19 protein-coding genes and 1 tRNA gene are annotated in these 25,822 nt (G+C 46.0%); 12 read left to right on the top strand and 8 right to left on the bottom strand.

Annotation, left to right across the window (positions count from 1 at the left end; translation table 11 throughout):
* Positions 1-510 precede the first annotated feature (510 nt).
* The gene (locus tag GJR95_RS03610) at positions 511-1,521 is read right to left on the bottom strand and encodes a bile acid:sodium symporter family protein (protein WP_162384589.1); all 1,011 of its coding nucleotides are present in this window, start codon (positions 1,519-1,521) and stop codon (positions 511-513) included.
* A gap of 494 nt (positions 1,522-2,015) precedes the next feature.
* Positions 2,016-2,091 (bottom strand) — tRNA-Thr (locus tag GJR95_RS03615).
* Positions 2,092-2,189: 98 nt separating this feature from the next.
* Between GJR95_RS03615 and GJR95_RS03620 the strand changes: the two genes are divergently transcribed.
* Complete coding sequence (locus GJR95_RS03620; protein ID WP_162384590.1) at positions 2,190-4,181, top strand: ABC-F family ATP-binding cassette domain-containing protein; 1,992 nt, start codon at positions 2,190-2,192, stop codon at positions 4,179-4,181.
* 78 nt (positions 4,182-4,259) lie between these two features.
* Here the strand turns inward: GJR95_RS03620 and GJR95_RS03625 are convergent, their stop codons facing one another.
* The gene (locus GJR95_RS03625; protein WP_162384591.1) at positions 4,260-5,045 is read right to left on the bottom strand and encodes a DUF3667 domain-containing protein; all 786 of its coding nucleotides are present in this window, start codon (positions 5,043-5,045) and stop codon (positions 4,260-4,262) included.
* A 241-nt stretch (positions 5,046-5,286) separates the two neighbouring features.
* On the opposite strand from GJR95_RS03625, the gene GJR95_RS03630 reads away from it, so the two are divergent.
* Positions 5,287-6,345, top strand: a complete 1,059-nt coding sequence (locus tag GJR95_RS03630) for a PA0069 family radical SAM protein (RefSeq protein WP_162384592.1) — start codon at positions 5,287-5,289, stop codon at positions 6,343-6,345.
* 51 nt (positions 6,346-6,396) lie between these two features.
* Here GJR95_RS03630 and GJR95_RS03635 read toward each other — a convergent pair whose 3' ends face one another.
* Positions 6,397-7,671 carry a thioredoxin family protein gene (locus GJR95_RS03635; protein WP_162384593.1) on the bottom strand — a complete coding sequence of 425 codons (1,275 nt, stop codon included), beginning with the start codon at positions 7,669-7,671 and terminating at the stop codon, positions 6,397-6,399.
* A 317-nt stretch (positions 7,672-7,988) separates the two neighbouring features.
* Between GJR95_RS03635 and GJR95_RS03640 the strand changes: the two genes are divergently transcribed.
* Positions 7,989-9,680: an AMP-binding protein gene (locus GJR95_RS03640; RefSeq protein WP_162384594.1), complete on the top strand. Its 1,692-nt coding sequence runs from the start codon at positions 7,989-7,991 to the stop codon at positions 9,678-9,680.
* 12 nt (positions 9,681-9,692) lie between these two features.
* Here GJR95_RS03640 and GJR95_RS03645 read toward each other — a convergent pair whose 3' ends face one another.
* Positions 9,693-10,106 carry a globin domain-containing protein gene (locus tag GJR95_RS03645; RefSeq protein ID WP_232541068.1) on the bottom strand — a complete coding sequence of 138 codons (414 nt, stop codon included), beginning with the start codon at positions 10,104-10,106 and terminating at the stop codon, positions 9,693-9,695.
* A 478-nt stretch (positions 10,107-10,584) separates the two neighbouring features.
* Between GJR95_RS03645 and GJR95_RS03650 the strand changes: the two genes are divergently transcribed.
* From GJR95_RS03650 to GJR95_RS03680, 7 genes are all read left to right on the top strand, one after another.
* The gene (locus tag GJR95_RS03650; RefSeq protein WP_162384595.1) at positions 10,585-11,064 is read left to right on the top strand and encodes a hypothetical protein; all 480 of its coding nucleotides are present in this window, start codon (positions 10,585-10,587) and stop codon (positions 11,062-11,064) included.
* A gap of 32 nt (positions 11,065-11,096) precedes the next feature.
* Positions 11,097-13,844: a T9SS type A sorting domain-containing protein gene (locus tag GJR95_RS03655; protein ID WP_162384596.1), complete on the top strand. Its 2,748-nt coding sequence runs from the start codon at positions 11,097-11,099 to the stop codon at positions 13,842-13,844.
* A 411-nt stretch (positions 13,845-14,255) separates the two neighbouring features.
* Entirely contained in the window at positions 14,256-15,023 is a 768-nt protein-coding gene (locus GJR95_RS03660; protein WP_162384597.1) for a LytR/AlgR family response regulator transcription factor, read from the top strand.
* A complete protein-coding gene (locus GJR95_RS03665; protein WP_162384598.1) occupies positions 15,020-18,061 on the top strand; it encodes a ligand-binding sensor domain-containing protein in 3,042 nt (1,013 codons plus the stop codon). The genes GJR95_RS03660 and GJR95_RS03665 overlap by 4 nt, the downstream gene beginning before the upstream one ends.
* Positions 18,062-18,310: 249 nt before the next feature.
* A complete protein-coding gene (locus tag GJR95_RS03670) occupies positions 18,311-18,673 on the top strand; it encodes a hypothetical protein (RefSeq protein ID WP_162384599.1) in 363 nt (120 codons plus the stop codon).
* 40 nt (positions 18,674-18,713) lie between these two features.
* The gene (locus GJR95_RS03675; RefSeq protein WP_162384600.1) at positions 18,714-19,340 is read left to right on the top strand and encodes a hypothetical protein; all 627 of its coding nucleotides are present in this window, start codon (positions 18,714-18,716) and stop codon (positions 19,338-19,340) included.
* A 15-nt stretch (positions 19,341-19,355) separates the two neighbouring features.
* Positions 19,356-19,697: a hypothetical protein gene (locus GJR95_RS03680; RefSeq protein ID WP_162384601.1), complete on the top strand. Its 342-nt coding sequence runs from the start codon at positions 19,356-19,358 to the stop codon at positions 19,695-19,697.
* A 10-nt stretch (positions 19,698-19,707) separates the two neighbouring features.
* Here the strand turns inward: GJR95_RS03680 and GJR95_RS03685 are convergent, their stop codons facing one another.
* The gene (locus tag GJR95_RS03685) at positions 19,708-21,141 is read right to left on the bottom strand and encodes an alpha/beta fold hydrolase (RefSeq protein ID WP_162384602.1); all 1,434 of its coding nucleotides are present in this window, start codon (positions 21,139-21,141) and stop codon (positions 19,708-19,710) included.
* 72 nt (positions 21,142-21,213) lie between these two features.
* Entirely contained in the window at positions 21,214-22,023 is an 810-nt protein-coding gene (locus GJR95_RS03690) for a helix-turn-helix domain-containing protein (RefSeq protein ID WP_162384603.1), read from the bottom strand.
* Positions 22,024-22,387: 364 nt separating this feature from the next.
* On the opposite strand from GJR95_RS03690, the gene GJR95_RS03695 reads away from it, so the two are divergent.
* Positions 22,388-23,722, top strand: coding sequence for an NAD(P)/FAD-dependent oxidoreductase (locus GJR95_RS03695; protein WP_162384604.1), 1,335 nt, complete (start codon positions 22,388-22,390; stop codon positions 23,720-23,722).
* Between the two features lie 72 nt (positions 23,723-23,794).
* Complete coding sequence (locus tag GJR95_RS03700) at positions 23,795-25,096, top strand: aminotransferase class V-fold PLP-dependent enzyme (RefSeq protein ID WP_162384605.1); 1,302 nt, start codon at positions 23,795-23,797, stop codon at positions 25,094-25,096.
* Positions 25,097-25,286: 190 nt separating this feature from the next.
* Here the strand turns inward: GJR95_RS03700 and GJR95_RS03705 are convergent, their stop codons facing one another.
* Positions 25,287-25,619, bottom strand: coding sequence for a hypothetical protein (locus GJR95_RS03705; RefSeq protein ID WP_162384606.1), 333 nt, complete (start codon positions 25,617-25,619; stop codon positions 25,287-25,289).
* Positions 25,620-25,822: the final 203 nt, after the last annotated feature.

Raw genomic sequence — 25,822 nt, forward strand, 5'->3', positions numbered from 1 at the left:
AAGCTAATCATGGCCCTGCGTTTAATGGACCTATAGGCACTTCTGGACGAATGCCGTTTTTAGATTGCTGAATCGCCCGAAGTCGTTTCTGAATCCCGGTTGGTTGCTGTCGGTCAACTGACATACTTCGCCAAAAACGCTATTCCATCACTTAATCCTAACTTATTGCCAATACCATTGGGAAGCTGGATCGGGCTTCCCGCTCTGGAATGCGTATTCAGGTGGTCGATAATGGCCTTTAGAATTTTTTGCCTATCTGCTCCCAATAGGTGGAGCAGATGGTCGGCAGCGGGACAGGTTTTTAGTACTGTTTTGAGACGTGTGGATGGAAGAAAGTCCTATTGAGCAGCTGGGTGGTAAGATAAGCGTACATCAGATAACAAACAGAAGATAGTGTGGATAGGTAAGTTTACCGTATTGCAAATGTAGGCTGTTGGCTGTCCGGAAAGCAACGGGTAATTTCCCATTCGTGTCCTGATAATCACCCTTTTTTGTGTGAATTAGACCCCGCTATACAGGATTAGATTCCTGCCGTTTTCGATGAGCCATGGCCTGTGCGATAATACTGGCCACAATGAGTTGGAGCGCATGATACATCATAATGGGTAGCAAGGCTACACCTGCTATGTTGCCTGGAAAAAGTACATTCGCCATTACGCTGCCCTGCACCAGCGATTTCTTTGATCCACAGAATAAGGCCGTAATGCGGTCTTCGCGGCTAAAATTGAGCGATTTGCTCAATAGCGTGATAAGCCCGAAGATGAGAAAAAATAGCCCAAGCAGGAGAGCTGCCAGCCAGAGCAGATCGCTCACTGAATAGTTGGCAAACAGGTTGAGAGAAAATGATTCGCAGAAGGCCGTGTATACGATGAGCAAAATAGTGAACTGATCGAAATAGCGTAGATAGAACTTATTCCGTTCGGCAAACCACCCCAGCCGACGATTGAGCAACAGGCCCAGCACAACGGGTACAATCACCTGTAAGGTCAGTTTCCAGATAACACCGGCCAGATCATATTGACCGGTTGTGCTGGTCAACAGAAAACTCATCCAGACAGGCGTAATAAAAACACCGATCAGGCTGGAAATGCTGGCATTGAAAATAGCCGCCGGAATATTACCGCCCGCAATCGATACCATCACGACCGACGACGACACTGTAGATGGTAACGCAGCAACATAGAATATGCCCAGCCACAATAATTCGGTATCGGGCGTCATCAGGAGCGATCGTGCCGTTAATACGACAGCCGGAAAAACAATAAATGTGGTTACGTGAATGACTAGGTGAAGCCGGTAGTTACGAAGGCCAACCCGTAATTGATCGAAATTCAGGCGCAGGCCGTAGAAAAAAAAGATCATCGAGACGCCATAGTTTGCGAGCGATGATAACGAGAATGGGCCTTCCTGAATACCGGGGCTAGGCCAAAGCTTCGCCAGCCCGATCATAGCCAATAAAGCAAGTATAAACCAATCAAGCCCGACGCGGGCCAGGAGTGTGCCTAACGAATTTTTTGCCATACAAAATGGTAACTGGCTTCAGGCCGGTTTCGTTTCTGTCAATTCATTTCGTTTTATGTATCTGGAGAATCCGGATAAAAAGTATCAGGAATTTTTATGGCTTGTTAGTTTGAAGTCTGCCTGTCCTAAAAAATAAGCGACTTATAAAGGGCACAGAATCAGCGAGTCAGTGGTATTTCTTCAAATTTGTTGAGAGGCTGACGGTGGATGATCAGCCAACGTTTTAAATTGAGCATTACCGTGACGAAAAACGAGGCTAATCAGCGTTGGCGAGTCGATAGGGACATCCTTCAAAAAACACGTAATGTGCTTATCGAATATGGTTTTAATGGGGTTTTTCGATGAAATCAACCGTCTACCGTCGAGCTACGAACTATCCAAATACGGTTAGCGGATTCACGTATCCAACTCGACTAAACCTGCATAAAGAAAAAAGGCTAATCAGTTGATTTAGAGGTTTTACGCTCGTAAACTGATTAGCCTTTCTGTGAAACTGGAGCCTCCTACGGGATTCGAACCTGCGACCTACGCATTACGAATGCGTCGCTCTACCAGCTGAGCTAAGGAGGCTTGTTATGCAATTGCGGCTGGGGTGCCGAGCGATGCAAATATAACAGGCCGGAATTTAATAACGCAACTATCCGTTCTATTTTTGGTAAATTTGCAGCATGATTTCCATTACGAACCTCTCGTATTATTTGGGTAGCCGGGCTCTCTATGAAAATGCCTCGCTCCACATCAAGCCCAACCAGAAAATCGGCCTGATTGGCCTGAATGGCACGGGTAAGTCGACATTGCTCCGTATTATTAACGGCGAATACCAGCCCGATGGGGGTGTTATTTCTAAAGCAGGTGATGTAACAATCGGCTTCCTGAACCAGGATTTACTCTCATATCAGACGGATGATTCGATCCTGTCGGTAGCCATGCAGGCATTTGCCCGTCAGAATGAACTGCAAAAACAGATCGACGAGTTGCTCCACGAAATGGAAACCAACTATCGCGATGAACTGGTCGATAAACTGGGTAAAGTACAGGAAGAGTTCGATGCCCTGGATGGTTATACGATTCAGTCTAGAGCGGAAGAAATCCTGGAAGGACTTGGGTTCTCGACCGACGATTTACATAAGCCGTTAAAGTTGTTTTCGGGTGGCTGGCGAATGCGGGTTATGCTTGCTAAACTGCTCTTGCAAAAGCCCTCGCTGCTGATGCTTGATGAGCCAACCAACCACCTGGACTTACCCTCGATTCAATGGGTCGAAAAATACGTTCAGAACTACGAAGGAGCCGTTATCGTGGTTTCCCACGACCGAGAATTTATTGATAATGTGGTCGATACCATTGTTGAAGTATCGGGTGCTAAATTAAATTATTATGCCGGTGACTACTCCTATTATATGGAGGAAAAGGCACTGCGTAATGAGATTCAGAAGGGGGCTTTTGAAAACCAACAGGCAAAAATCCGGCAAACGGAGCGGTTTATCGAACGGTTTAAAGCGAAGGCATCAAAGGCCAAACAGGCACAAAGCCGGGTTAAACAACTCGAACGGATGGAGCTTGTCGACGACGTGATCGATAGTAACGCCAGGGTCAACTTTAAATTTAACTTCTCGCAGCAACCAGGCCGTCATATTTTGCACCTGGATGATATCTCGAAGGCTTACGGCGAAAAACGCATTCTGACCCATTCTACAGCCCGGCTCGAACGGGGTGATAAAGTCGCCTTGATTGGCGCGAATGGACGCGGAAAGTCAACGTTGCTGCGTATCATTTCCGGTTCAGAACCCATTGAAGGCGAGCGGGTTCTGGGTTACAATGTCTCGTTTAGTTTCTATGCCCAGCACCAGCTTGAATCGCTCCGGGTAGATGATTCGATGCTGGACGAACTCAAGCAGGCAAACCCAACCAAATCGGACGGTGAACTTCGTGGTGTACTGGGATGCTTTCTGTTTTCGGGTGATGACGTTTTCAAGAAAATCAAAGTGCTGTCGGGGGGTGAAAAATCGCGGGTGGCTTTGGCAAAAGTGTTGCTCTCTCAAGCCAATTTTCTGCTACTTGACGAACCGACCAACCACCTTGATATGCAGTCGGTAAACATTCTGATTCAGGCATTGCAACAGTATGAAGGAACGTACGTAGTTGTTTCACACGACCGGTATTTCGTGTCGCAGATTGCCAACAAAATCTGGTATATCGAAGACGAACAGATTAAAGAATACCCTGGCACCTACGACGAATACGAGTGGTGGCAGGAAGAGCGCAAAGCGCAGGGCTTACCGACAACGAAACAACCTGTTGACACGTCAAAAACACTGCCAGTAGCCAGCCCTGCACCGGCTACAAACGGTCATGCGCTCAATGGAAATGGCAAGTCAGCTACGAATGGGCGGGTCTCGGAAGAGGAACGGAAAGAATGGCAAAAGACGCTCAAGAACCTGAACCGCCAGGCTCAGGAGTCGGAAACTAAAATTGCCCAGTTGGAAGATCGGAAAAAATGGCTTGAAACCGAACTTGCCAATCCAGCTACTTATGGCGACGATAAGCTGATGCAGGCCAAAAATGACGAGTATCGCCACATACTGGTCCAAATCAATCAACTCCAGGACGAGTGGGAAATTGCCATGCTGGAAGCTGAAGAATGGGAAAAGAAGCTGGCGTAACCAGACGACTTATACTAGTTTAATGCAGCAAAAGCCGGAAGGATTAACTTTCCGGCTTTTGCTGTATATCGTCTGGAATTAAGAGCCGAATCGCACATATAAAAAGAAAGCGCCACCGGAAACAACTACCCAACTGATAAGAGCCAGCAGGGTAGCAGCGCTGGTTTTAAGGTAGTTGACGGGCTTTTGGTAGTTCAGGAATTGGTAATAGGCAACCGTTAAGTAGAGCAGTTGAAACAATAGTAACGACCTGTTTAGATACGGTAAATAGTCCCTGAAAAGCAGTCCCAGTGCTAAGGTTAAGACAATACTGAATAGCGAGAAAAAACTCGAAAAGAAAACCTGAGCAACTAAATGCTCGGCATAATTGATGCCGGTTCGTCGGAAGTACAGCCAGAAAACGAACGCAAAAAGTGGTATGGCGGCTAGACCAACGATGTTGATGTTTTCTTCGATGAAAAGCACGGCCTGCCGACGGCGCATCACATAAGGCAACATCTCTTTAGTGACAGTTGGCTTTAGCTGTTGCGTGGTTTGCTGTTTCTCTGAATAATTGATCGTATATGGTTTTATCAGAATATTGACGGATAAATTGAGCCCTAGTACCAGTAAGAGAAACGAGAACGGATTAAAGTACTTTTTACGCTTCTTCTCCAGTACATATTCACGGGCAGTAACACCAGGCTGAAGTGCCAGGCTTTTGATCAGCGAGAGAACACTTTTATCGACGCTGAATATGGCCTGAAAAAACTCGTAGAGAATATGTAGAATCTTAAAGCGGGGCAGATGCGCCGTCTGACCACAGGTTGGACAATGGACAAAATGATTTTCCAGATCAGTCGAGCAATTTGGACACTTCTCCATGCATGACAGGTTGGCTTATAAGCTCCTAGTTTTCTGCAATCTGGGCTAAATTAATGAGTTAGTCAATTCCCGAACGTTCGTTTGGAGCCGTGCTGCGGTTCACTTAGAAAGTACAACTAACCGGAACACAGCTCCGGACGCTCATTGGCTACCCAAGTTCTGATTAAAGCGGATATCGATAGAATATATAAAATTTTAGCTTTATAGTACATCTATAGTATAATTATATTTTATTTGTATTATGGAGGGCGACTACAAAAAGGGGAGGGGAGCGCAGTTCAACACAGCTAATTCATTTTCGACTCAACGGTTTGAGCCGGATGAACTAAGCTGGATTGACGACGATTTTCCTGAACCTGTTCTTAAAACAACGTTTTTTGAGGAAACCCCGAAACAAATTATTAGCCGACCTAAAAGCCCGGATGTTGGCTTTTCTGCGTCAATAAACCCATATCAGGGGTGCGAACACGGTTGTATATATTGCTATGCCCGCCCAACGCACGAATATTGGGGGTTTTCGGCCGGATTGGATTTTGAAAGTAAAATAATGGTGAAAAAAAACGCGCCTAAGTTGCTCGAAAAACAGTTTCAGGCCCGTTCGTATAAACCAGTAGTGATCCATTTTTCGGGAAATACGGACTGCTATCAGCCCGCTGAACGGACCTACCAGTTAACCCGACAAATGCTTCAGCTTTGTTTGCACTACCGAAATCCGGTGTCGATCATTACTAAAAATGCCCTGATTCTTCGCGATCTGGATATTCTAAAGCAACTCGCTGAACTGAATCTGATCGGTGTAGCCATTTCGATTACAACGCTAAACGAAGACCTGCGCCAATTGATGGAACCGCGTACGGTTACTGCTTCGCAGCGGATGCGCACACTAAATACGTTGCATAAGTCGGGTATACCTGTGGGTGTTATGACCGCACCGATAATCCCCAGCCTAAACGATCATGAGATACCTAAGCTTGTGGAGCAGGCGGCTAAACAGGGTGCTTGTTGGGCTGCTTATACAGTTGTGCGGCTTAATGGGGCACTTGGGCCGTTGTTTACAGATTGGGTCAAACAGACTTTTCCAGATCGCGCCGATCGTATCCTCAATCAGATTGCTGATTGTCATGGAGGGCGGCTCAACGATTCGCGGTTCAGTAAGCGTATGTCGGGCGAAGGTCAATATGCACAACACATTGCCCAACTGCACCGAATTGCCTGCCAGAAATACCTTGCCGGACGAAGGCCACCCCAACTGACCATGACTTTGTTTCGACCAGCCGGTCAGATTAATTTGTTTGAGTAAGCGTAATCTGGCACCCATTACGAATTACCACAATTCTCGAGTTCCCCTTTTTTACTTCAATTTTGCGACTTGTGCTTCGTAACGTTTGGTGTCCAGCTTTGCTATTCGGGCAATGGCTAACCCTTTCTGAGCATGACTCAGCGCTTCAGGTTTCTGCCCCATTTTCTGATAAGCCAGGGCTAGTTCATAATACAGGTCGGCTACCTGTTTGGTATTTTGTTGGGCAGGCATGACCAGTCTAATACCATCAGTTGCCCAAACAGGCATGAGCGGAAGATAGGAATCGTCGGTAGCTTTCTCGTTGAAATAGTGCATCAGGTAGGCATAATCGGCCAGGCTGATTCTGGGTGACTGTTTCCGGTACTCATTGAAGCGCTGGACGGCAGCCGACGTATTCCGGGCTCGCAGGTGTGCATCCAGTTCTTTTAGCAACGTACGGGCAGAGGCTTCAGTGGGGGATACGCCTAATCCAACCATATATTCCCGCATCTGGATAATCTTGGCAGCCGGATAACTATCGCCCTTTGCCCCGTATAATGCCCGGAAAATAATACCTTCGCCCGCTTCTTTTACGTCCTTGGCTGAATATTTGGCTGAAAACTCGGTGAGATGACCGAAGAAATAGGTTGCCAATGGGTTGTCGATATCGTCGGTGAGCCGTTGCAGAACATAGAAACCCGTCTGACTTGTAATGTCCTGTGGGAGAACCAGCAGTTTGCCCAGCGCATCGTTAATCTGGTGTAATCGGGTGGTGTCTTTTGTGGTTTTTGTGTACTTGCCAAAGTTGATCAGAAAGCCCAGATCGCGGTCACCTGCCTGAAATCGTGCCGCATAACCCGATGTATTTTGCTTCGGATCAAGGGCCGTACGGCCGTGTTGAATTACTTCATCAATAAACTCTGCTTTAGTAGGCCGTTCGGCGGGCGTTGCAACGTGCATAAGTTTGCCATTCGTATCCAGAAAAAGTAAAACGGGGAATTCGGGATACGTAAGCCCTTTTTCTGTTTGTACTGTTTTCGATTCCGGAGAATTGGCTTCTGCTTTCCAGCTAATAAAATTAGCATTGAAAAAATCGCCTACCTGCTTTTCAGTCAAAATGGGGGCCAGCGCTTCGCAGTGTGGGCAACCGGTCAGATAGATTTCTAAGAATAAAGGCTTTCGAGCCGTTTTGGCAGCGGCAACTGCCTGTTGAAAAGTTCCATTCAGAAAGCGAATCCCTGGCTGAACTTCTTTGCCCGATTGGCTAAAAGCGCTTCCGAAACTGAGCCATGTTGCCCAAAAACAAATGATAAAGAATCGGAGAAGTTGTTTGGATTGGTGTAACATGAACAGGAATGTAAAATGAATAATTAGAACAGGTTTTTACAGAGCTATTTATACAGGCCCTTCGCTTCGAGCCGTGCCACGGTTTGATTTATCCCGCTAGGTAAACCGTGGCACGGCTCGAAGCGAAAGGCCTCTGATAGTTAATTATATCAATTTCTTCTGACTCTACAAAAGTGATGCCTGTCTGTTCGATCAGCGTCCAATCGTTGAAAAATGGACTTTATAAAGACTGAGTACAGGCCATAGTAGGTATTTTACTGGAAAATGTTTTACTATTTCTAATAAAGTTATATTTGATTGAATTTTTTCAACTCGTCATGGAAACGACTGTACTTCAAGACCAGCCCTATAAAACGCTTGTACATTTCTTCTATGAATGGGAACGCTCACAACCATATAAAGTCTTTCTGCGCCAACCGGTAGGTGATCATTTTATCGATATTACATGGGGAGAAGCCGGTCGGCAGGTGCGGATAATGGCCACGTATCTGAACTCGCTCGGTTTGCCGCCAAAGAGTAATATAGGACTAGTTTCCAAGAATTGTGCGCATTGGCTTATCGCCGATATGGCGATTCTGATGAGTGGACACGTATCGGTGCCTTTTTATCCGACACTGACCGGCCCGCAATTAGGACAGGTGCTTGACCACAGTGAATGCCAGGTCTTGTTTGTTGGCAAACTGGACGATTGGGCCTCGATGAAAATTGGTGTTGATGATGACGTCCATAAAATTGCTTTTCCATCCTATTCACCGGACAAGCCGTCTGTCGATAGCGAAGCTACTCAATGGAATGATGTCATGGCGAATTATGCACCCATGAAAGGCAATCCGGTGCCGGCCTTGGAGGATTTATTTACGATTATCTACACCTCTGGCACAACGGGCAACCCGAAAGGGGTTATGATTACCTACGATGCCATGGTGCAGGCAATCGATAAAACCCATCGCCAGATGGCCCATGATCTGCCCGAAACACGTTTTTTCTCATACCTGCCGTTATGCCATATTGCCGAGCGGAATATAGTTGAAGCGACCAGCATCGCTACCGGCGGAACCGTGTATTTTGCGGAATCGTTAGAAACCTTTGCCCGAAATCTGGCGATAGCCCGTCCGACTCATTTTCTGGCCGTACCCCGAATATGGACACGTTTCCAGATGGGCGTTCTGGCTAAGATGCCACAGAAAAAATTAGACTGGTTAGTACGTATTCCGATTCTGTCAGGCATCATCACCCGCAAGATCCGAAAGGGCCTGGGCCTCGATGATGCAAAAATAATTCTAACCGGTGCTGCGCCAATGCCACTCTCGTTGCTCCTGTGGTTTCGTCGATTAGGTATTCATATCCAGGAAGCTTATGGCATGACCGAAAACCTGGGGGCGGTATCGATGATGCCTCCTGACCAGATTAAAGACGGGACCGTAGGACGTGTGAATGAGGGTATGGAGGTGCGTACCGATCCCATTACAGGTGAGATCATGACGCGTTCGCGGTGGAATATGGTCGGTTATTATCGGGAACCAGCCCTGACGGCATCAACCCTGAAGGATGGTTGGCTGTATACGGGCGATGTTGGTGTGTTGGATGAGGATGGTTTTCTGAAAATCACCGGCCGGGTTAAGGAAATGTATAAGAGTCCAAAAGGGGAATACATTGCGCCTGCGCAGATTGAATTTGGCTTTGCGGATAATAACAACATCGAACAGATCTGCGTAACGGGACAGCAGTTGCCGCAACCCATTGCGCTGGTTGTTCTTTCGGAAGCCGCCCGAAAAACAGATCGGCCGACGATTACGCAAAGTCTGGAAAAAACGCTTACAGGCTTGAATCAGCGGGTGCATACCTACGAAAGAGTCAGGAAACTCATTGTTGTAAAAGAACCCTGGACCGTTGAAAATAACCTGATGACGCCCACCATGAAAATGAAACGCAACATTATTGATGCCCACTATGGCACCCACTATGAACCCTGGTTTAGTCGGGAAGAAGTGGTGGTCTGGGAAGAATAAATCGGCAGGGAGCTACATTTTCTCCAGCATGGCGTTACGAAGATCCGTGTAGCAGGCTTCCCAGGCTGTTCGAACAGTATCGTTCCAGTCTCTTCCTAAACCTTGTTCCAGCGTCCATAAAAGAGATTGTCCTACCGCGTCAAAATGTTCGGACTTAACACCATAGCCTTTGTGGCGCTGGGCTAACTGGGCAATTTCTTCGGTTACCGTTTCCCGGTCAAGACGAGCGATGATCAGGCTGAGCATATCAACTAGTTTTTGGTATTGACTTTCCATCGGGCCGGGGAAAAAGGGGCGCAACGCGGGATAGCGCATAAATAACTGCCCGTAAAACACTTCTCCCAGTAAAGCTGGGTTAATAGCCCGAAGGAGCCTCCAGCTCTGCTTAACAACTATAAATTGCTGGGGTGTCATTTTCGTTCTCATCGATTAGGTATGTAGGTTGCGATTACGCACTATAAAAGACCGATGATCCACCCCGGCAACCAATTTTTTAGCCACGAATCGTCAGTTTTGGGGTACCAACCGTTGTGGGTCTATCGGTACTGGCCTACAATGGTTGTTTTCGCTAAACCTTCTTTAGCTAGTGTATTTACTTATTCTGCGTGCATATAAATCGCTTTCGGTATTTTAATACACATTAAATATTGATTAATATATAGTTTTTATAGACAATAAAGTATAAAATTACTAATTAATTGTATATAACAAAGTGTGCCAATACTTTTAAAATAGTTTCATTTGATCAAATGGTTATTTCACGCATTAGAGCCATCGGAATAGCTGAAAAATGCTTGCTTTTTGTAATAGATTTGCGGGCAAATGGACCCATCCCTCAAGTGTAACTCCATCGATGATAATCCATTAATTTAAGCCAGAAGACGCTTGGTAGAGTATACGAATCATGAAAAAAATAAAAACGAAACTCAGTCCCCTTATTTTAATCCTTACGGGATGTTTGTTGTTACTGAGTGGCTGTATCAATGAATGTGAGAACCAAGTCTATTTGCTTTCTTTTTATCTGACCGATAAACAAACCGGTAAGCCCTATTATGAAGTCAGTAAGGATAATCCCGATAGCTTGCAGATTTACCTGAATACGTTATCACCTCGCCCCTATACGACTCTGTCGAAATACCTATCCATTACAAATGGCTATGTCTTTGGGGTTATTCCAATTACTACCAATAAAATAGATACATTTTATCTCTATATCAATCATACAGACATCGATACGTTACTAGTCAACAACCAGGTAACCAATGTTTCGGGAAAATGTAATACGGAAACCTACCTGACCACATCCACCTTTAATAATCACCTCGTAAGCCAGGTTGCCTCAGATACCTTGCATTCATCACCCCTCCTCCAGTTGATCAAGTAAATTTTCTTTTTTCTTTTTTCTCACCAGCACTTATGAAACAGATTTGCTTTAGCATTGCTATGCTCATTTTTTGGGTTCTTCCCTTAGTCGGTTGGGCACAGGATACCAATTGCGCCGTTGAACAATCGGATTCCTCCATTACTCAATCCCTTCCCTGGTTCAATAACAATCAAGTCTTATCGGATTTAGTCAATCAAATTGAGAGTTGCTCGGGATGCCGCAGCGCCAGTGCCAATGGGAAAACATTTAATCTACCTGTAAAAATTTGGATACACGCTGCGGCCCAAGGTCCAGGTACTGCCATTACAGCGGCTCAGGCCGAACAATATATTAATGGCGTTAACGACATATACCAGCAAAACAATGTGGATATGCGGTTATACATTAAATGCAGCCAAATTGAAATCATCAATAATAGCTCCTATTTTAATAATCCAAGAGCGCAGATGTTCGATGATTTTTACGATTCCCATGCGCTCAATATCCATTTTGTTGACTCAAACGCGCCTAATCCTAATACAAGAGGTTCATCCTTATACCCCTGGCAAAACAAACGATATTCGTGTTGGATTACAACACAACGCCAAGTTACAACAACCTTTATTCATGCCCTGGTCCATGAAATTGGCCATACCCTGGGCTTGTACCATACGTTTGAATCGGGTAGGTATTCCCTGGCAGCTACCAATGGAAGCGCGGGTAATTGCTTTCAGGAATCGGTAAGCCGGACGCGGACACAAGGTTTTTTTTGTTTTAGCACGGGCGGCTTACTAAAATGCATGGTGAATGGGGATATAATCGCCGATACAGAGGCCGATCCGGCACTTGCTATTAATGACATTACTCGGGATAACAATGGAGTCTGTACGTACCGAGGGACAAAAGGTACCGATAATTGGGGAGATGCCTGGACGCCACCCGTCTACAACATTATGGGCTATGGTAATCCGCTTTGTAATACCCAGATTACCCGGATGCAAAAAGGAGTCTTGTATAATGGTGCCCTCAAACATAGCACCTTTTTGGCTTCCTATAACGTCAATAATGAACAAGCCTTCTGCACCAATAATGATGTCGATTCATACGAGAATGATAATTTCCCCGAAAATGCGAAATTCATTTCAGAGGGTGAGGCTCAGCTTCACTCGTTCCATTCCACACCCTACGGAGGCCAATGTGACGAAGATTGGGTAACCTTTACGGTCAATACCAGTGGAACCTATTCGGTTCGGACCCAACAGGCCGGCAACTTCCCGCTCGCTAATACACGCCTTTTACTCTATGACACTGGCGGAAATTTAATCAACCAGAATGATGATGCCAATGGCACCCAATTCTCCGAATTAGGGGTGAATCTATCGCCGGGTGTTTACCGAATAAAAGTAGCAAATCCCTCCCAGGGAAGCGGCTATTATCTCCTTATTTTTTCGACGGCAGCCAATAACATCCCGACTATATCGGTCTCTCAGGAACAACCCAGTATAGGTAGTTCAGGGGGTACAATCAATGAATCGGTCACCAATAATGGAGCTACCCAGGGCTGGATTGCTACCGTCAGTGATCCTTCCTGGATCAGTTTAAGTCTGTACAATACGGATTTAACCGATAAACAAACGCTGAACATTTTTATTCAACCTAACACCAGCGTATCCAGTCGGATTGGTACGGTGACCCTTCGGGCAAAATCGAATAGCAGTATAACCAAGACGATTACGATCACGCAGGCAGGTTCTGGCAACGGGAATGTGGGGGGCTGCTCGTTTTCAGAAGGCCAGTTTCTGTTTAATTTTTACGGGGAACTGATCTATGCTCATTATTCGAATGGTGTTCTTTTTGCGGCTTATCAGGATGGCTCCAATTTTAAGCCTCAGCATTGGATGCAGGCTGCTTCGGGATCGGTCGGATTTGATCCAGATAAAGTGTCTTGTTTTGCCGAGAATGATCCTCGAACGAATCCAACGAATCCAACCAACCCGACGAATCCACCAGCCGGTTGCTCGTTTTCGGAGGGTCAGTACTTGTTAACGACGTCCTGGGGGGAAGCTATTTATGCCCATCTCTACAATGGCTATTTCTACGCTGCCTACCAGGATGGAACGAACTTCAAACCCCGCCATTGGCTGGAAGCTATCAGTTACAGTCAGGCCAATTGCTTTGCTGAAGAGGATCCGAGAAGTAATCCAAACCAGCCCACCAATCCGACGAACCCAACTAATCCGCCATCTGGCGGAAGCTTAAACTTTCAGATTGTGAGTTATGACTGTAACACCGGTGTTTTGCAATACAAATTCACCAGTGGGGATACTTCTCCAGTTACTGTATCATTACCCGGAATCTTTGGGGGTACCATGAATCCCAATACGGTAACGACCTATACCTTCCCTAGTGATGGGAAAGTGGGGCGAACCGTTACGGGTTCAGCTACTCAGTCAGGCAATCAAATTGCGATCAACTTTACCAATGGCTGTAATTTAGGCGCTCGAATGGGGACCTTTGGACGCTCTCTTTCCAATAATATAGAAGAGACCAAAGAGTTTAATGTATTTCCCAATCCGAGCAATGGTTCATTCAGCCTCCTCATGGAGACGATAGAAAAGCAGGAGTATAAAATTATCATTACGGATTCGTTTGGGCGAATCCTGGAAGAACGTAAATTTATGGGTAATGGCTTTTCGCACGAAAATAAGTTTGATTTATCGAATAAGGCGTTTGGTACGATTCTCATTCAAGTCAGCCACGGCTCGATTCGAGGCAGTAAAAAGCTAATCCTTCAAAAATAAGCGGATTGGCAGTCCTACCAACGAATCCAATATAAGCTACTCGTTTGGATTCGTTGGTAAGACTGCCAATTTATGCTCAACCTAAGTGTCAAAAGCGCTATTCCCAGCCTTATCGTTTATAAAATGGAGCCAGCGAATATCACCGGATCAATCCGTTGGATTTCGGTTGATGACTCCCTAAACCATACGGAGTACACAGCATCAGGGTAATGTAGTACTGTCAAGGTTCTTCTGAAGCCAGATCGTCACTTTGGGGAATCAACCTTCGGTAGTGGCTTACAAACAATTCGTGAGTCCGTTTGCGGCATTCGTGGCCTGTTCGCTACGATTCAGGATTGAAAAGTTGTTCATATCGGCTGAGCGCGAAATATTTACCAGTACTTTAGCCCTGATTATGTCAGCAGATCTCTCATGAACGCGCTCATCATTGAAGACGAAAAGTTAGTTGCCCTTGAGCTGATGGCCAGTATCGCTGAAGTCGATCCGGGTATTAAGGTTATTGGAACCGTAGGCTCTGTGAAAACTGCCCTCCGTTGGTTCGCCGAAAATGCCGAACCCGATGTGATCTTTGCTGATGTTCAACTGGCTGATGGTGTGAGCTTTACGATCTTCGATCGATTTAAGCTGTCGTGTCCGATCATTTTTACAACGGCTTATAATGAATATGCGATTCAGGCTTTTAAAGCCAATGGAATCGACTACCTGCTCAAACCCGTTGACTGGGATGAACTACGGCAAGCCATTAACAAAGCCCGTATGCTGACTAAAGCGCAGGGTAATGTAGCTGTTGATATCCAGAAGTTGATGCTCGCGTTGAACGTACCCGTGAAGCCGGTATTTAAAGAGCATTTTCTCGGAAATACCCGCAACAGCTGGGTGCCCGTTAAAGTGGCGGAAGTTTCTTTATTTACCCGCGATCAATTAAATTTTATGGTCACTAACGCGGGTGAGCGGTATATTCTGGATTATGACTCGCTCGACGAAATTGAAACGCTGCTTAACCCCGACCAGTTTTATCGTACCAATCGACACACGATCGTTAACCTTGAGGCCGTACAGAGTGTGAAAGGAATGAGTAATCTTAAACTCATTGTTAAGCTTAAAGCCCCTAATCATTTAATTGACATCGAAATCAGCCGCGATAAAGCACCTTCCTTTAAAAAATGGCTCGAAAAATGAGAGTCGTTCTTTTTTTAGGGGCCATCCTATACGGCTGGATCGGGCTGGGGTTGCTTAACGCTCAGCAACGACCCGTGTCATTCGAGTTTCGGCACGTACAGGAGGAAGATGGGTTAAGTTTCAATTTTATCAGCTGCTTCCTGCACGACCGTGACGGTTTCCTGTGGGTCGGTACATTCGATGGGTTAAATCGCTACGATGGAAATCATTTTACAACCTTCAAATACCTTCGTACCAACCAGAATGGCCTGCTGAATAACGCCGTACATGACCTTTGCGAAGACCTTGATGGCAACATCTGGATGGCCATGGAAGGGGGAATTGGATGGTATGGAAAAAAAACGAGGCAGTTTCGGTATATCAGTTCAATGAACGGTCGTGCACTCGGCTCATGTAACAATATTCTCTGTGATCGTAACGGTGATATATGGTTTACGAGTGATCGGCAGGGTTTGTTTCGGTACCTGATTTCGCCCGGAACGATTCAGGCTTTTCCGTATGATCCCGTTCACGATCCGTTGGGAACAACGACCCGAATTGTGAAAAACGGTCTGCTGTTGGACCCTCATCAGAATGGGCTCTGGATTGCGGATGGCAGAGGACTGCGCTATTTTGACATCGGCAGCCGACAATTTACCGATAGCCGCCATAACCCTCGCGCATTACCCATCTTTAATCAGCACCATACATCAGCACTAACCCTGGATGGTACGGAGCGATTGATTTTCTCAGACAATATCGATCACCGGATCGTTGTCTACAATTTGCATACACAGCAGCTTGAGCGAACAGTTACGCCGGTTAGCCGGGCTCAACGTGACGTATTTGACATTGCCACTATTTTTGTGGATCGGCAACATAACCTCTGGACAAGCTCCTGGAATCATGTCGTATTTTACATCGAAGCCAGGAGCTATCAGTGTACTGAATTAACCCATACAAATGCGAAGAATACATCGATTGCCGCCGATTTTTTCTGGGCAGGCTGGCAACACCCTGATGGTACAATCTGGCTGGGAACCGTCAACGGTATTTCCTACACGAATCCAGAGCGGGCATTCTACGATGTATATGATCTGGGTACATTATTTTCCGAACTAGTAGACGAACGCGGTATTATCAGTTTTCTGGAAGATGCTGACGGCTCCTGGTGGCTTGGCACCTCAATCCGCGGGCTGCTGCACTATTTCCCACAAACGAATCAGCTCGACGTATATAGGCTACCGGATGGGACACCGAAGTATCCATATGGCTTGCCGATCACCGGTTTGCAGGCTTATGGAAATGAATTATATATCGGAACTCAAAATGCGCTGTTTGTATTCGATAAATCCCGAAAAACGTTCTCCGGCCTACCGTTGCCATCAGTGATTCGGGAGAAGACTATTTACCTCCGAAACTTTCGGTTGCAACACGACAGTTTGTGGGTATTCGGTGAAAGCAAACAAACATTTTGTTACCAGCTTACTCAAAAAAAATGGACAAACTATCCGATCCTGTCACCTTCGAAAGACCCCAGATTTAGGGTGCGTTTTTCCCTGATCGATCAGAAAGGAAATCTCTGGCTGGAAGTATATCCGGAGGGGCTTGCCTGGTTTTCGAAACAGAATGGCCAGTTTACGCTGGTCGATGTACCGCAGGGCACCCCTTATGAACAAACAATTACCTCGTTTTCGGAGGACAAAAAGGGGAGTTTCTGGATGGCCTCCGGTGGATACGGCTTGATCCGGTATGATCCCTATAAAAAACAGGTCAGCCGCTGGACAGAAAATGAAGGACTTTCCTACGATTATTGCGAGTCAGTTCTGGCGGATCGTTCGGGTACTATCTGGATAGGCGCTCACAATAAGTTTTCGGTGTTTTCGACTGCGAAGAATCGCTTTCTGAATTTTACGTTGCCACTGAACCAATCAAATATCGAATACCAGAATTATCTGTTCCCGCTGCGAAACGGGCATATTCTTTCGGCACAAAAGGGGTATCTGGTTGAGCTTAAACCCGAAAAAATCAACCACCCACCAACGAAAGAGAAGGTCCTGATCAGCAGCATGATACTGCCTGACACAACGTACCTGCTGCCGGGTTCTGGCGATGGAATCGAGTTGGCGGCCACTGACAATACTTTTTCAATTCAGTTTTCTGTGTTGGCGCAGCTTCAGGAAACGCCCTATCGTTACTTATACAAACTCGAAGGGTACGACAACAACTGGCTGGAAGCAATAACACCGGGGAGTATTTCATACGGTAAACTGCCTGGTGGCAACTATGCGTTTCAGGTAAAAGCGGTCGATATAAATGGGGTCGAGACGCCAGTCAGTACCCTGGCCATTCATATTGATACGCTCTTTTATAAATCGATCTGGTTCTGGGCGCTGATTGCCCTATTGGTACTTGGATTACTTTATCGCTCGATTCGATCAAAAGCGTATCAAACTGCGAAACTACACCACCTGAACCTACAGGCAACCCGGCTGGAACGCGATAAGGCCGAAATCCATTACCAGAACCTGATCAATCACCTTAATCCGCACTTCCTGTTCAATAGTCTGACGTCGTTAAATAGCCTGATACTCACAAAGCCTAAAGAAGCATCGTTGTTTTTGAGGAAGTTGTCGGCCATCTACCGGTACATCCTGCAAAATAAAGATAAAGAAGTGATCAGCCTGGCCAATGAGCTCGCTTTTGCCCGGAATTATGTTGAACTCCAGAAGTCACGATTCGAGGATGGGCTGCTGGTAAGTTTTACGATTGATCCTCAGTTGCTTGAGCGGCAGATTGTGCCCGTAACAATTCAGAATCTGATTGAAAATGCTATAAAACATAATACCATCGAAGGTGAGAATCCGCTCATCATTCAGGTGTATACCGAAGCCGAAAGCTTGATTGTCATGAACACCTTACAGCGGAAATTATTCGTGGAAACCTCGAATAAACAGGGTTTGGCCAGTCTCAAATCGCTCTATCATTATTTAAGTAAGCGTGAGGTAGAAGTAAACGAAACGGCAACGCATTTTACGGTGATTGTGCCACTATTATGAGTCAGGCCAACGGGAGTCATATCCTTTTCCCAAGAACAAACCAGGCAGGATGCCTGAACCGCATTAACAACTCATGGGCTGCTTTGCGCGATTCGTTCGGCCAACCATACTATTCGTGCTAAAATCTTTGGGCATAGTGACAGTGGCCAACACCTTTGTACTGAACGAAGCGCTACCTGATGATTTGGCAACAAGTCCGTATGGAAACGAGTGGCGCTGCTATAAAACCACTTAACTGATTGTAATTCAATGGCAAATGAAAAGACTACCATCGACGAATGGTCGGTTCGGGACCTCGAAGACGGTTCATCACTAACTATCACGGTAGTGAGCTGTACGGAACTGGGAAACAAGTCACTCCCTGGCCTTCAGATTTATTCGATGGGTAATATCATTAATTATGAACCTTTGCATGTAGAACGATGGGCTTATCAGGCATCCAAGGCTGGTGTAACCGACTATTTACTGGAAGACCATTCCTGGATGTATTATCAGGATCAGTTCGTTAAATTTTATTTGGTGAATGAATCGCCCCTTAAGGCCAGGGTATCCGTAAAAACGCGTAGTTCTAAAGTCATTACAAAGGATTACGAACTGCCGTTTGAGGTCTAGGAGTGACGCTCGTTCGCCGTTTCTTCTTACTGACAAACCAATGAATTACGTACGAATAATTGTATTAACGAGCCTGCTTTTTACTTCATCCTGCTCCACCAATACATCAACTGACAAAACCACATCGATACCAGCAACCGCAAAGGGAAAAGCATTTCATAAATTCCTGCAAAAATTCAGAGTTTTATCGTTGCCAATGGAAATCAGAAGCACCGCTGATTTTTCGCCAGAGATTTTTCCGGCCACCGACCCTAATTCTACCGATACCCTGTTTGTCAACAACCCCGATACGCCCAACCGGTGTTTCGGTATCCTGCCCGACACGGCTACCGTTTATCGGGTTGTCTGGCTGGCTCCGGCCGAAATCTATCGGGTTATGCTAAGCACCTTTACCAAATCAGGCGAAAAAATCAGTGAGCGGCAGCTGGCTATTGGTGCGTGTGGCACTGATTGTGGGTTTAGCTGTACAGAAACCGTACTGATTCGAAAAGACTACACGATTTATTCGGCCGATTCGATAGTGAGTGGCGAGTGCAACGATGACGGTAAAGTAATTCCGGGTACAACTCATGCGTACGTCAAAGCGATAACGGGTAAAGTGCTGAACGATGGCAAAATTGAGTTATCCGGTATAGCAACGACCGGCTCAACTAAGGGCAAAAACTAATCCAGTCAACTTTCAATGGCAAAGCAACAAAATCCGGTTGGCAATTCTTCGTCGTTTATGACCAACGCCCGCGTACTCTACACGAGCCAAGGACGTAGTGGTACGGTTCATTACAGGAGTGAGGAGGCTGCTTTTGATATGTGGTATGAGTTTGCCGGCGGAAACGCGCTGGCGATTATCAACATCCCTACACCCCAATACTGGCAGCAACTTACCCAAACGCCCCTTTTGCAGCGGCCTGCCATCTTACAGTTTATTGGCGAGCAAGTAGTTCGCGATCAGGTATCCAGTGGTGGTTATTTTCGAATAGATGATGATTTTATAACCATTTATACGGGCAAAGAACCGGGTCGATAACCAGTTGCCATCAATAAGCAATAATATCGTTCTTATTCGATTCTATTTTCCGGTACGGCTGATCGAGGAATAACTGCATAAAACGAGTCATATCGTCACCACCAACCCCGTGTGCGTACTTGGTAAAAAGCAGCCGCTGGCTATTCGGCATATAATGATGAATCATGTCGATGTAAAGCGGTCGGCAGGCATTGTCCATTTCGCCATCGGCCAATAAGGCCGGTTTGTTGGAATAGAAAGGTTGCTTGGTTTCCGGTCTTATGGGTGGAACCTTCCAGCAATCACACAGTTCTTTATAGACATCATTAATGTGGTAGCCTTTCAAATAGGGATACGCATCGTAGAGTTGGTGGCCTACTTTTTCGCTATGATAAGCGGTCTGATCAGCACAATAAACCGAAATTCTCATGCCCGAAGGAGCCGTACTGTGTTCAAAAATACCATCAAGGGCTCGTTTAATGTAGCTATAGTGATTCCCCTTTATCATTTCGGTAATCACATAAGGAATGTGTTTCATGCGAGTGTTCACGAGAACGCCCAATAAGTCGCTTCTGGTGTACTGAATGCGCACCGTATCGGTGGTGCCCTTCTCCACATAAGGAATATAAAATTTTTTCCCGTCGATGGAGGTAAAATAGCGCTCGAACTTCTCTTTCAAATTGCCATACAATGCTTTATTGGTCGAATCTGTATCGACATGGCGGAATAAGATCGTGAGTGATTCGTTGAAATTGGCGGGCTCATCTTCATCGATAGGAACGAACGTTGGGAGCGGTGAATCCAGGATTAAGGACCGAATCCGGGCAGGGTCTTTCTGAAGTACGGCCAGCATGAGCCCACCGCTATAGGAGATACCCGACAGATTAACGGAATCAATCTGCAAAGTGGCCAGCAGGTCATGAATGTCCGATACGGTTTCGTCGGTGTTGTAGCCTGAGAGGTCAATGCCCTTTGCTTCCAGCGCCTTTTTGTAGCGTTTACCGCCAACTACCATCATGCTATCTTTATTCAGATTTTTGCGGTAAGACTCCCGGATCGCATCATCTAATTCGTTGCCCGATAGCCTGGGAAGGGCAAAATAGGTGCCCCGCTGCTCAAAGGCAATGCAATCGCGGTCGTTGATGATTGGACTTCTGGCAACTCCCCTGGCCCAGCCCAGCGAACTGCCTCCTGGTCCACCGCCCGTAAACAGAAGCGGGTCTTTCTTTTTATTGGGGTTCTTACTTTGTACCAGCACAAAAGGTAGCTTAATGGTTTTTCCATTCTTTTGTTTCCGGTTCTCGGGCACAATCAGGTAAGCGCAGCGGGTGCGAAAGCTCGTATCTACCTCCACGGGACAAGCGCATGGCTCAAGAGTACGAACAACGCCAGGCTGGCTTTGGGCATTTGAAATGGGTAGCAGAAATAGGGTCAACAGACCTATCAGTATCGAAGAGTTAGCCATACGGGTTATGAACTAATTTTCGACAAATCTAAAGAGGGGAGGGTCCGATTTTTTAGTAAAAAATGGACATCTTCAACCGACGTTCTCAATTAATTTCCTGCCAGTGAACCGGATGACGTCTTTGTAAAAATGGCTCATATCGTAATAGCCATAATCGTCGGGAGAAAATAGTTTTTTATTAGCTACATAGCCAGCTAAGGCCATTCTGGCTCTTACGGTAGAAAAATACTGTTTGGGTGTGGTGCCGATCACCCTGATAAAGTAACGATAAAGGGTTTTGTTGGTTGCAAATAGCTCACTAGCCAGTTGGCTGCTGGTAAATTCCATGTTGCTGGCAGTATAGGTTTCAATGGCTTTTTGCACAACGTCAACGTAATATGCGCTGGCTTTTTTCTTCTTGTATTGACTTAAAAAGAAATTCTCGAGCAATTCGATACGCTCGTCAAAATCAGCTACTTGTTTGACCCCATGAATCAGGGCTTCGGGCAAAACGGTTTCTAATTTCACCACCTGGTCAGAAAACTGAACCTGATTGATACCTAGTATCGCTTCGAGCCCACCCGGAAAAAACTTGATGGTGAAAATGTGATCTGTTGGCAAATTATGCCGTTCAACAATGTTGTTTCTCAGGATAAGTACATCCGTGCTTTTTTGAATCAGGAAGCGGTTAGCGCCAACGGCTAACTGATAAGGTTGACCTAGATTGATATAGAAGGTCGGTGTCCAGCTAGGAAACATCTTAATGATAAATCGATTATCACCTACATGATGATAGGTTTCCTCGGCCGATGATTCAGAGAAAAACTCTATATAGTTGGCCAGTTCATGGCGGGGTGTGTAGAATCGGTAGAGCTTTCGAATATTATCGAAAATCTCGGTCATTTGATGTCGACATGCATTTACTGCCTGATCCATTGGCAATTCAGTTATTCCCCGATTACGTAGCGTATTGATCGCGCTGGCACTTCAGTGGTTAAGTTAAGGAGATACCATTTATGTTCATACGGATGGCAGTCTCTTTGCCGACTTTTCTTTTTTGCCAGCTATTAAGATAACTGTCTCTTACCCGTTAACCTGTCAGAAGTCACTGGGTAATCGTTTAATTCGTATTTTCCGGATTTGTCACCCGGAAGACTAATCCGCTTGGTAAATAATGTCGTATTTTGTTGAATCTGCCGGTTAGCAGTGGACGTTTGGAAGCAGAGCCCGCGCTCTAAAAACAACATCCTGATTCACCTTTTGCTTTATGCGCCATATCGCTATTCTTGGTAACGGCATTGCCGGTATCACCGCTGCCCGTGAGATCCGTAAAAAAAGTGACGACCGTATTACCGTCGTCTCCGCCGAAACAGACCATTTCTTCTCCCGGACTGCTCTGATGTACGTTTATATGGGGCATCTGGAGTTTCACCATACAAAGCCCTATGAAGATTGGTTCTGGGCGAAAAACCGAATAGAACTGGTAAGGGCGCAGGTAACGGGCGTGGACTTTGACCAGAAGAGACTCCTATATTCCGATGGGCAACCACTTTCGTATGATGTGCTGATTCTGGCGGTTGGCTCTAAACCTAATTTTTTCGATTGGCCGGGGCAGCAGTTGCGGGGCGTTCAGGGATTGTATGGGAAACCTGATCTCGATCAAATGGAGGCCAATACAAACGATATCAGACAGGCAGTAATCGTTGGCGGAGGGTTAATTGGTATTGAACTCTGCGAAATGTTGAATTCGCGTGGCATTCAGGTTACGTTTCTGGTACGCGAAGGCAGTTTCTGGAACTCTGTATTACCCGCCGACGAATCGGCATTGGTGACCCGGCATATTCGGGAGCATCACATCGATATCCAGACCAATACGGAACTGGCTGAAATTAAGGGCGATGGTACGGGCCGGGTTAAGTCGGTTATTACGAAAGATGGCACCGAAATTCCGGCTCAGTTTGTGGGTATATCCGTTGGCGTTAGTCCCAGTATTGATTTTCTGAAAAATACCCCAGTGGAAACGGATCGGGGTATTTTGGTTAATCAGTATCTGGAAACAAATGTGCCGGACGTGTATGCCATTGGCGATTGCGTGCAGCACCTGACACCCCCGCCGGGACGGAAGCCGGTGGAGCAGATCTGGTATACGGGGCGCATTATGGGCGAAACCGTTGCCAGAACGATTCTGGGTAATCGAACACCATATCAGCCGGGAGTTTTCTTTAACTCCGCGAAGTTTTTCGACATCGAGTATCAAACCTATGGTACTGTTTATAATCAGCTTCCCGATGGCGAGCAATCGTTTTATTGGGAACACCCAAACCGAAAAATTGCCTTACGGATTAATTATCAGGAGACGCTCGGAGCCGTAGTTGGTATGAATACGTTCGGAATTCGGCAACGACAGGAAGTTTGGCAGCAGTGGATTGTAGAGGGTAAAGACATACGCTATGTGTTGGAGCATCTCCCTCAGGCCAACTTCGATCCGGAATTTTTTCGTCAGTACGAGTCCGAAATTATAGCGCAGTTCAATGCTGAAAATCCAGGTCGGGAGCTGAAGTTAAAGGCGAAAAAAGGGTTATTTAATTTGTTTAGAGGTTGATTGCTAGTGATTTCGGTGCGTGTTTGGTATCTTGGCAAAGCCTTCTTTATTCACTCGTAAACTCTTTCCACTATGCCTCAATCCCGTCGATCCTTCATGCGACAGCTTGGCGCGGCAGCCGCCAGCCCATTGGTCTTGCCCGACTGGTCTGAAACAAACGCGCTGACGTCATTACAGCAGTTTCCTGAGACGTTAAAATCACCGCAGCAGTGGGCACAGGACGAAGATTTCTGGGCATGGGTTAAAACTGAGTTTACTGTTTCGCCAAACGTGCTGAACCTCAATAATGGCGGAGTTAGTCCGCAGCCGAAGTCGGTACAGGATGCGCACATTCGGTTCTATCAATTTGCGAACGAAGCGCCGTCATTCTACATGTGGCGGGTTCTGGATCAGGGACGGGAAGCATTGCGGTCAAAACTGGCCGATCTTTCGGGTTGCTTACCCGATGAACTGGCCATCAATCGTAATTCGACCGAAGGGCTGAACACCGTAATTTTTGGGTTGAATCTCAAACCGGGTGATGAAATCGTGTTGACAAAACAGGACTATCCGAATATGATCAACGCCTGGAAACAGCGCGAGAAACGGGATGGTATCAAACTGGTCTGGCTTGATTTGGTATTGCCTTCCGAAAACGAAGATGAACTGGTGGCGAAGTATGTGAAAGCGTTTACTCCCCGCACAAAAGTGGTCCATATTACGCACATCATCAATTGGATCGGTCAGATAATGCCAGTCCGAAAAATTGCCGATGCTGCCCATGCCAAAGGCATTGAGGTTATTTGTGATGGCGCGCATTCGTATGCCCACCTCGACTACAAAATTCCCGATCTCGGCTGCGATTATTATGCTACCAGCCTCCACAAATGGCTCTGTGCGCCATTTGGCAGTGGCATGCTTTACATCAGGAAAGATAAAATAAAAAACGTTTGGGCGCTGCTATCGAACACCGAACCCGACGGGGCGGATATTCGGAAGTTTGAGTCACTGGGGACGCGGTCGTTTGCGTCCGAAATGGCGATTGGAACCGCCGTCGATTTTCATCAGGCAATTGGGTCGGCCCGGAAGCAGGCTCGATTACATTACCTCAAAAACTACTGGGCCGAACGGGTTCGCGACCTTCCAGGGGTACATGTGCATACGTCGCTCAAACCTGAGTGGGCAGGAGCTATTGCACTGTTCTCGGTTGATGGTATGAAATCGACCGAAGTCGATAGCCAGTTGTTTGGATCACACAAGATTCACGCTGTTGGCATCGACTGGGAGAATATTCATGGTGTCCGTGTAACTCCTCATGTATACACGACACCGAAAGACCTCGACCGCCTGGTTGCGGCTATTGCCAGTATGGCGGGCAAGCAAAAAAAGAGCTAAGCTGACTTCGTTAACAATAGGTTTACCTATATACGCCGTAAAATCCGTTGGAATTCAACGGTGCGAATCAGGCGTTAAATTCGTTCGATCAATACGGATTGAAAGGGCAGCACTTTAATTGAAAAATCCCGCTATCAAGTATGATGGCGGGATTTATTGTTCTTGAATGCCCTAAAAAAGTTTATCCTGATTAACTCACGATTCTTTTATTTGCTCTTGTGGGCCTTAGGGGTGGTGTGGCTAGAACCGGATGCAGATCACGACCAATTTGCAGGCCGATTTCATTTAGATAATAACTATTGGTGGTATCCTGTTTTGTTGTCTGGTGGGCTGTGAATGTATTATCGACCAAGCAATAGGCCTCTTCGTAGGTATCTTTTTGGGTACCTGCCATACTGATCCATTGCTTGTGTAAAAGTGAAAGAATATCAACAACGATTTCATTAATTGTTTCCAGGTCTTGTGAACCACTGGCAGATTTTAATTCTTCGTATTTATACCTGATAGCATCCTGGGCATCCATAATCGTGGGCTTGTTACTATTTGACTTTATGATTAAATAAAAGTCACTTTAAAGAATGGAATATTTTTCTGGTTTTTTGCATTTAGTAGTCTTATTAGCCAAATCATAGCCATCGGGTTCTATTCATGAGTTCGATAGCTCGGTATAATATGACCGATGCTTTAAGAGTATAAGGTTCATTCACGGCAGTTTTGTAGTTTTAC

Origin of the sequence: Spirosoma endbachense, from assembly GCF_010233585.1 — a bacterium.
Lineage (GTDB): Bacteria > Bacteroidota > Bacteroidia > Cytophagales > Spirosomataceae > Spirosoma > Spirosoma endbachense.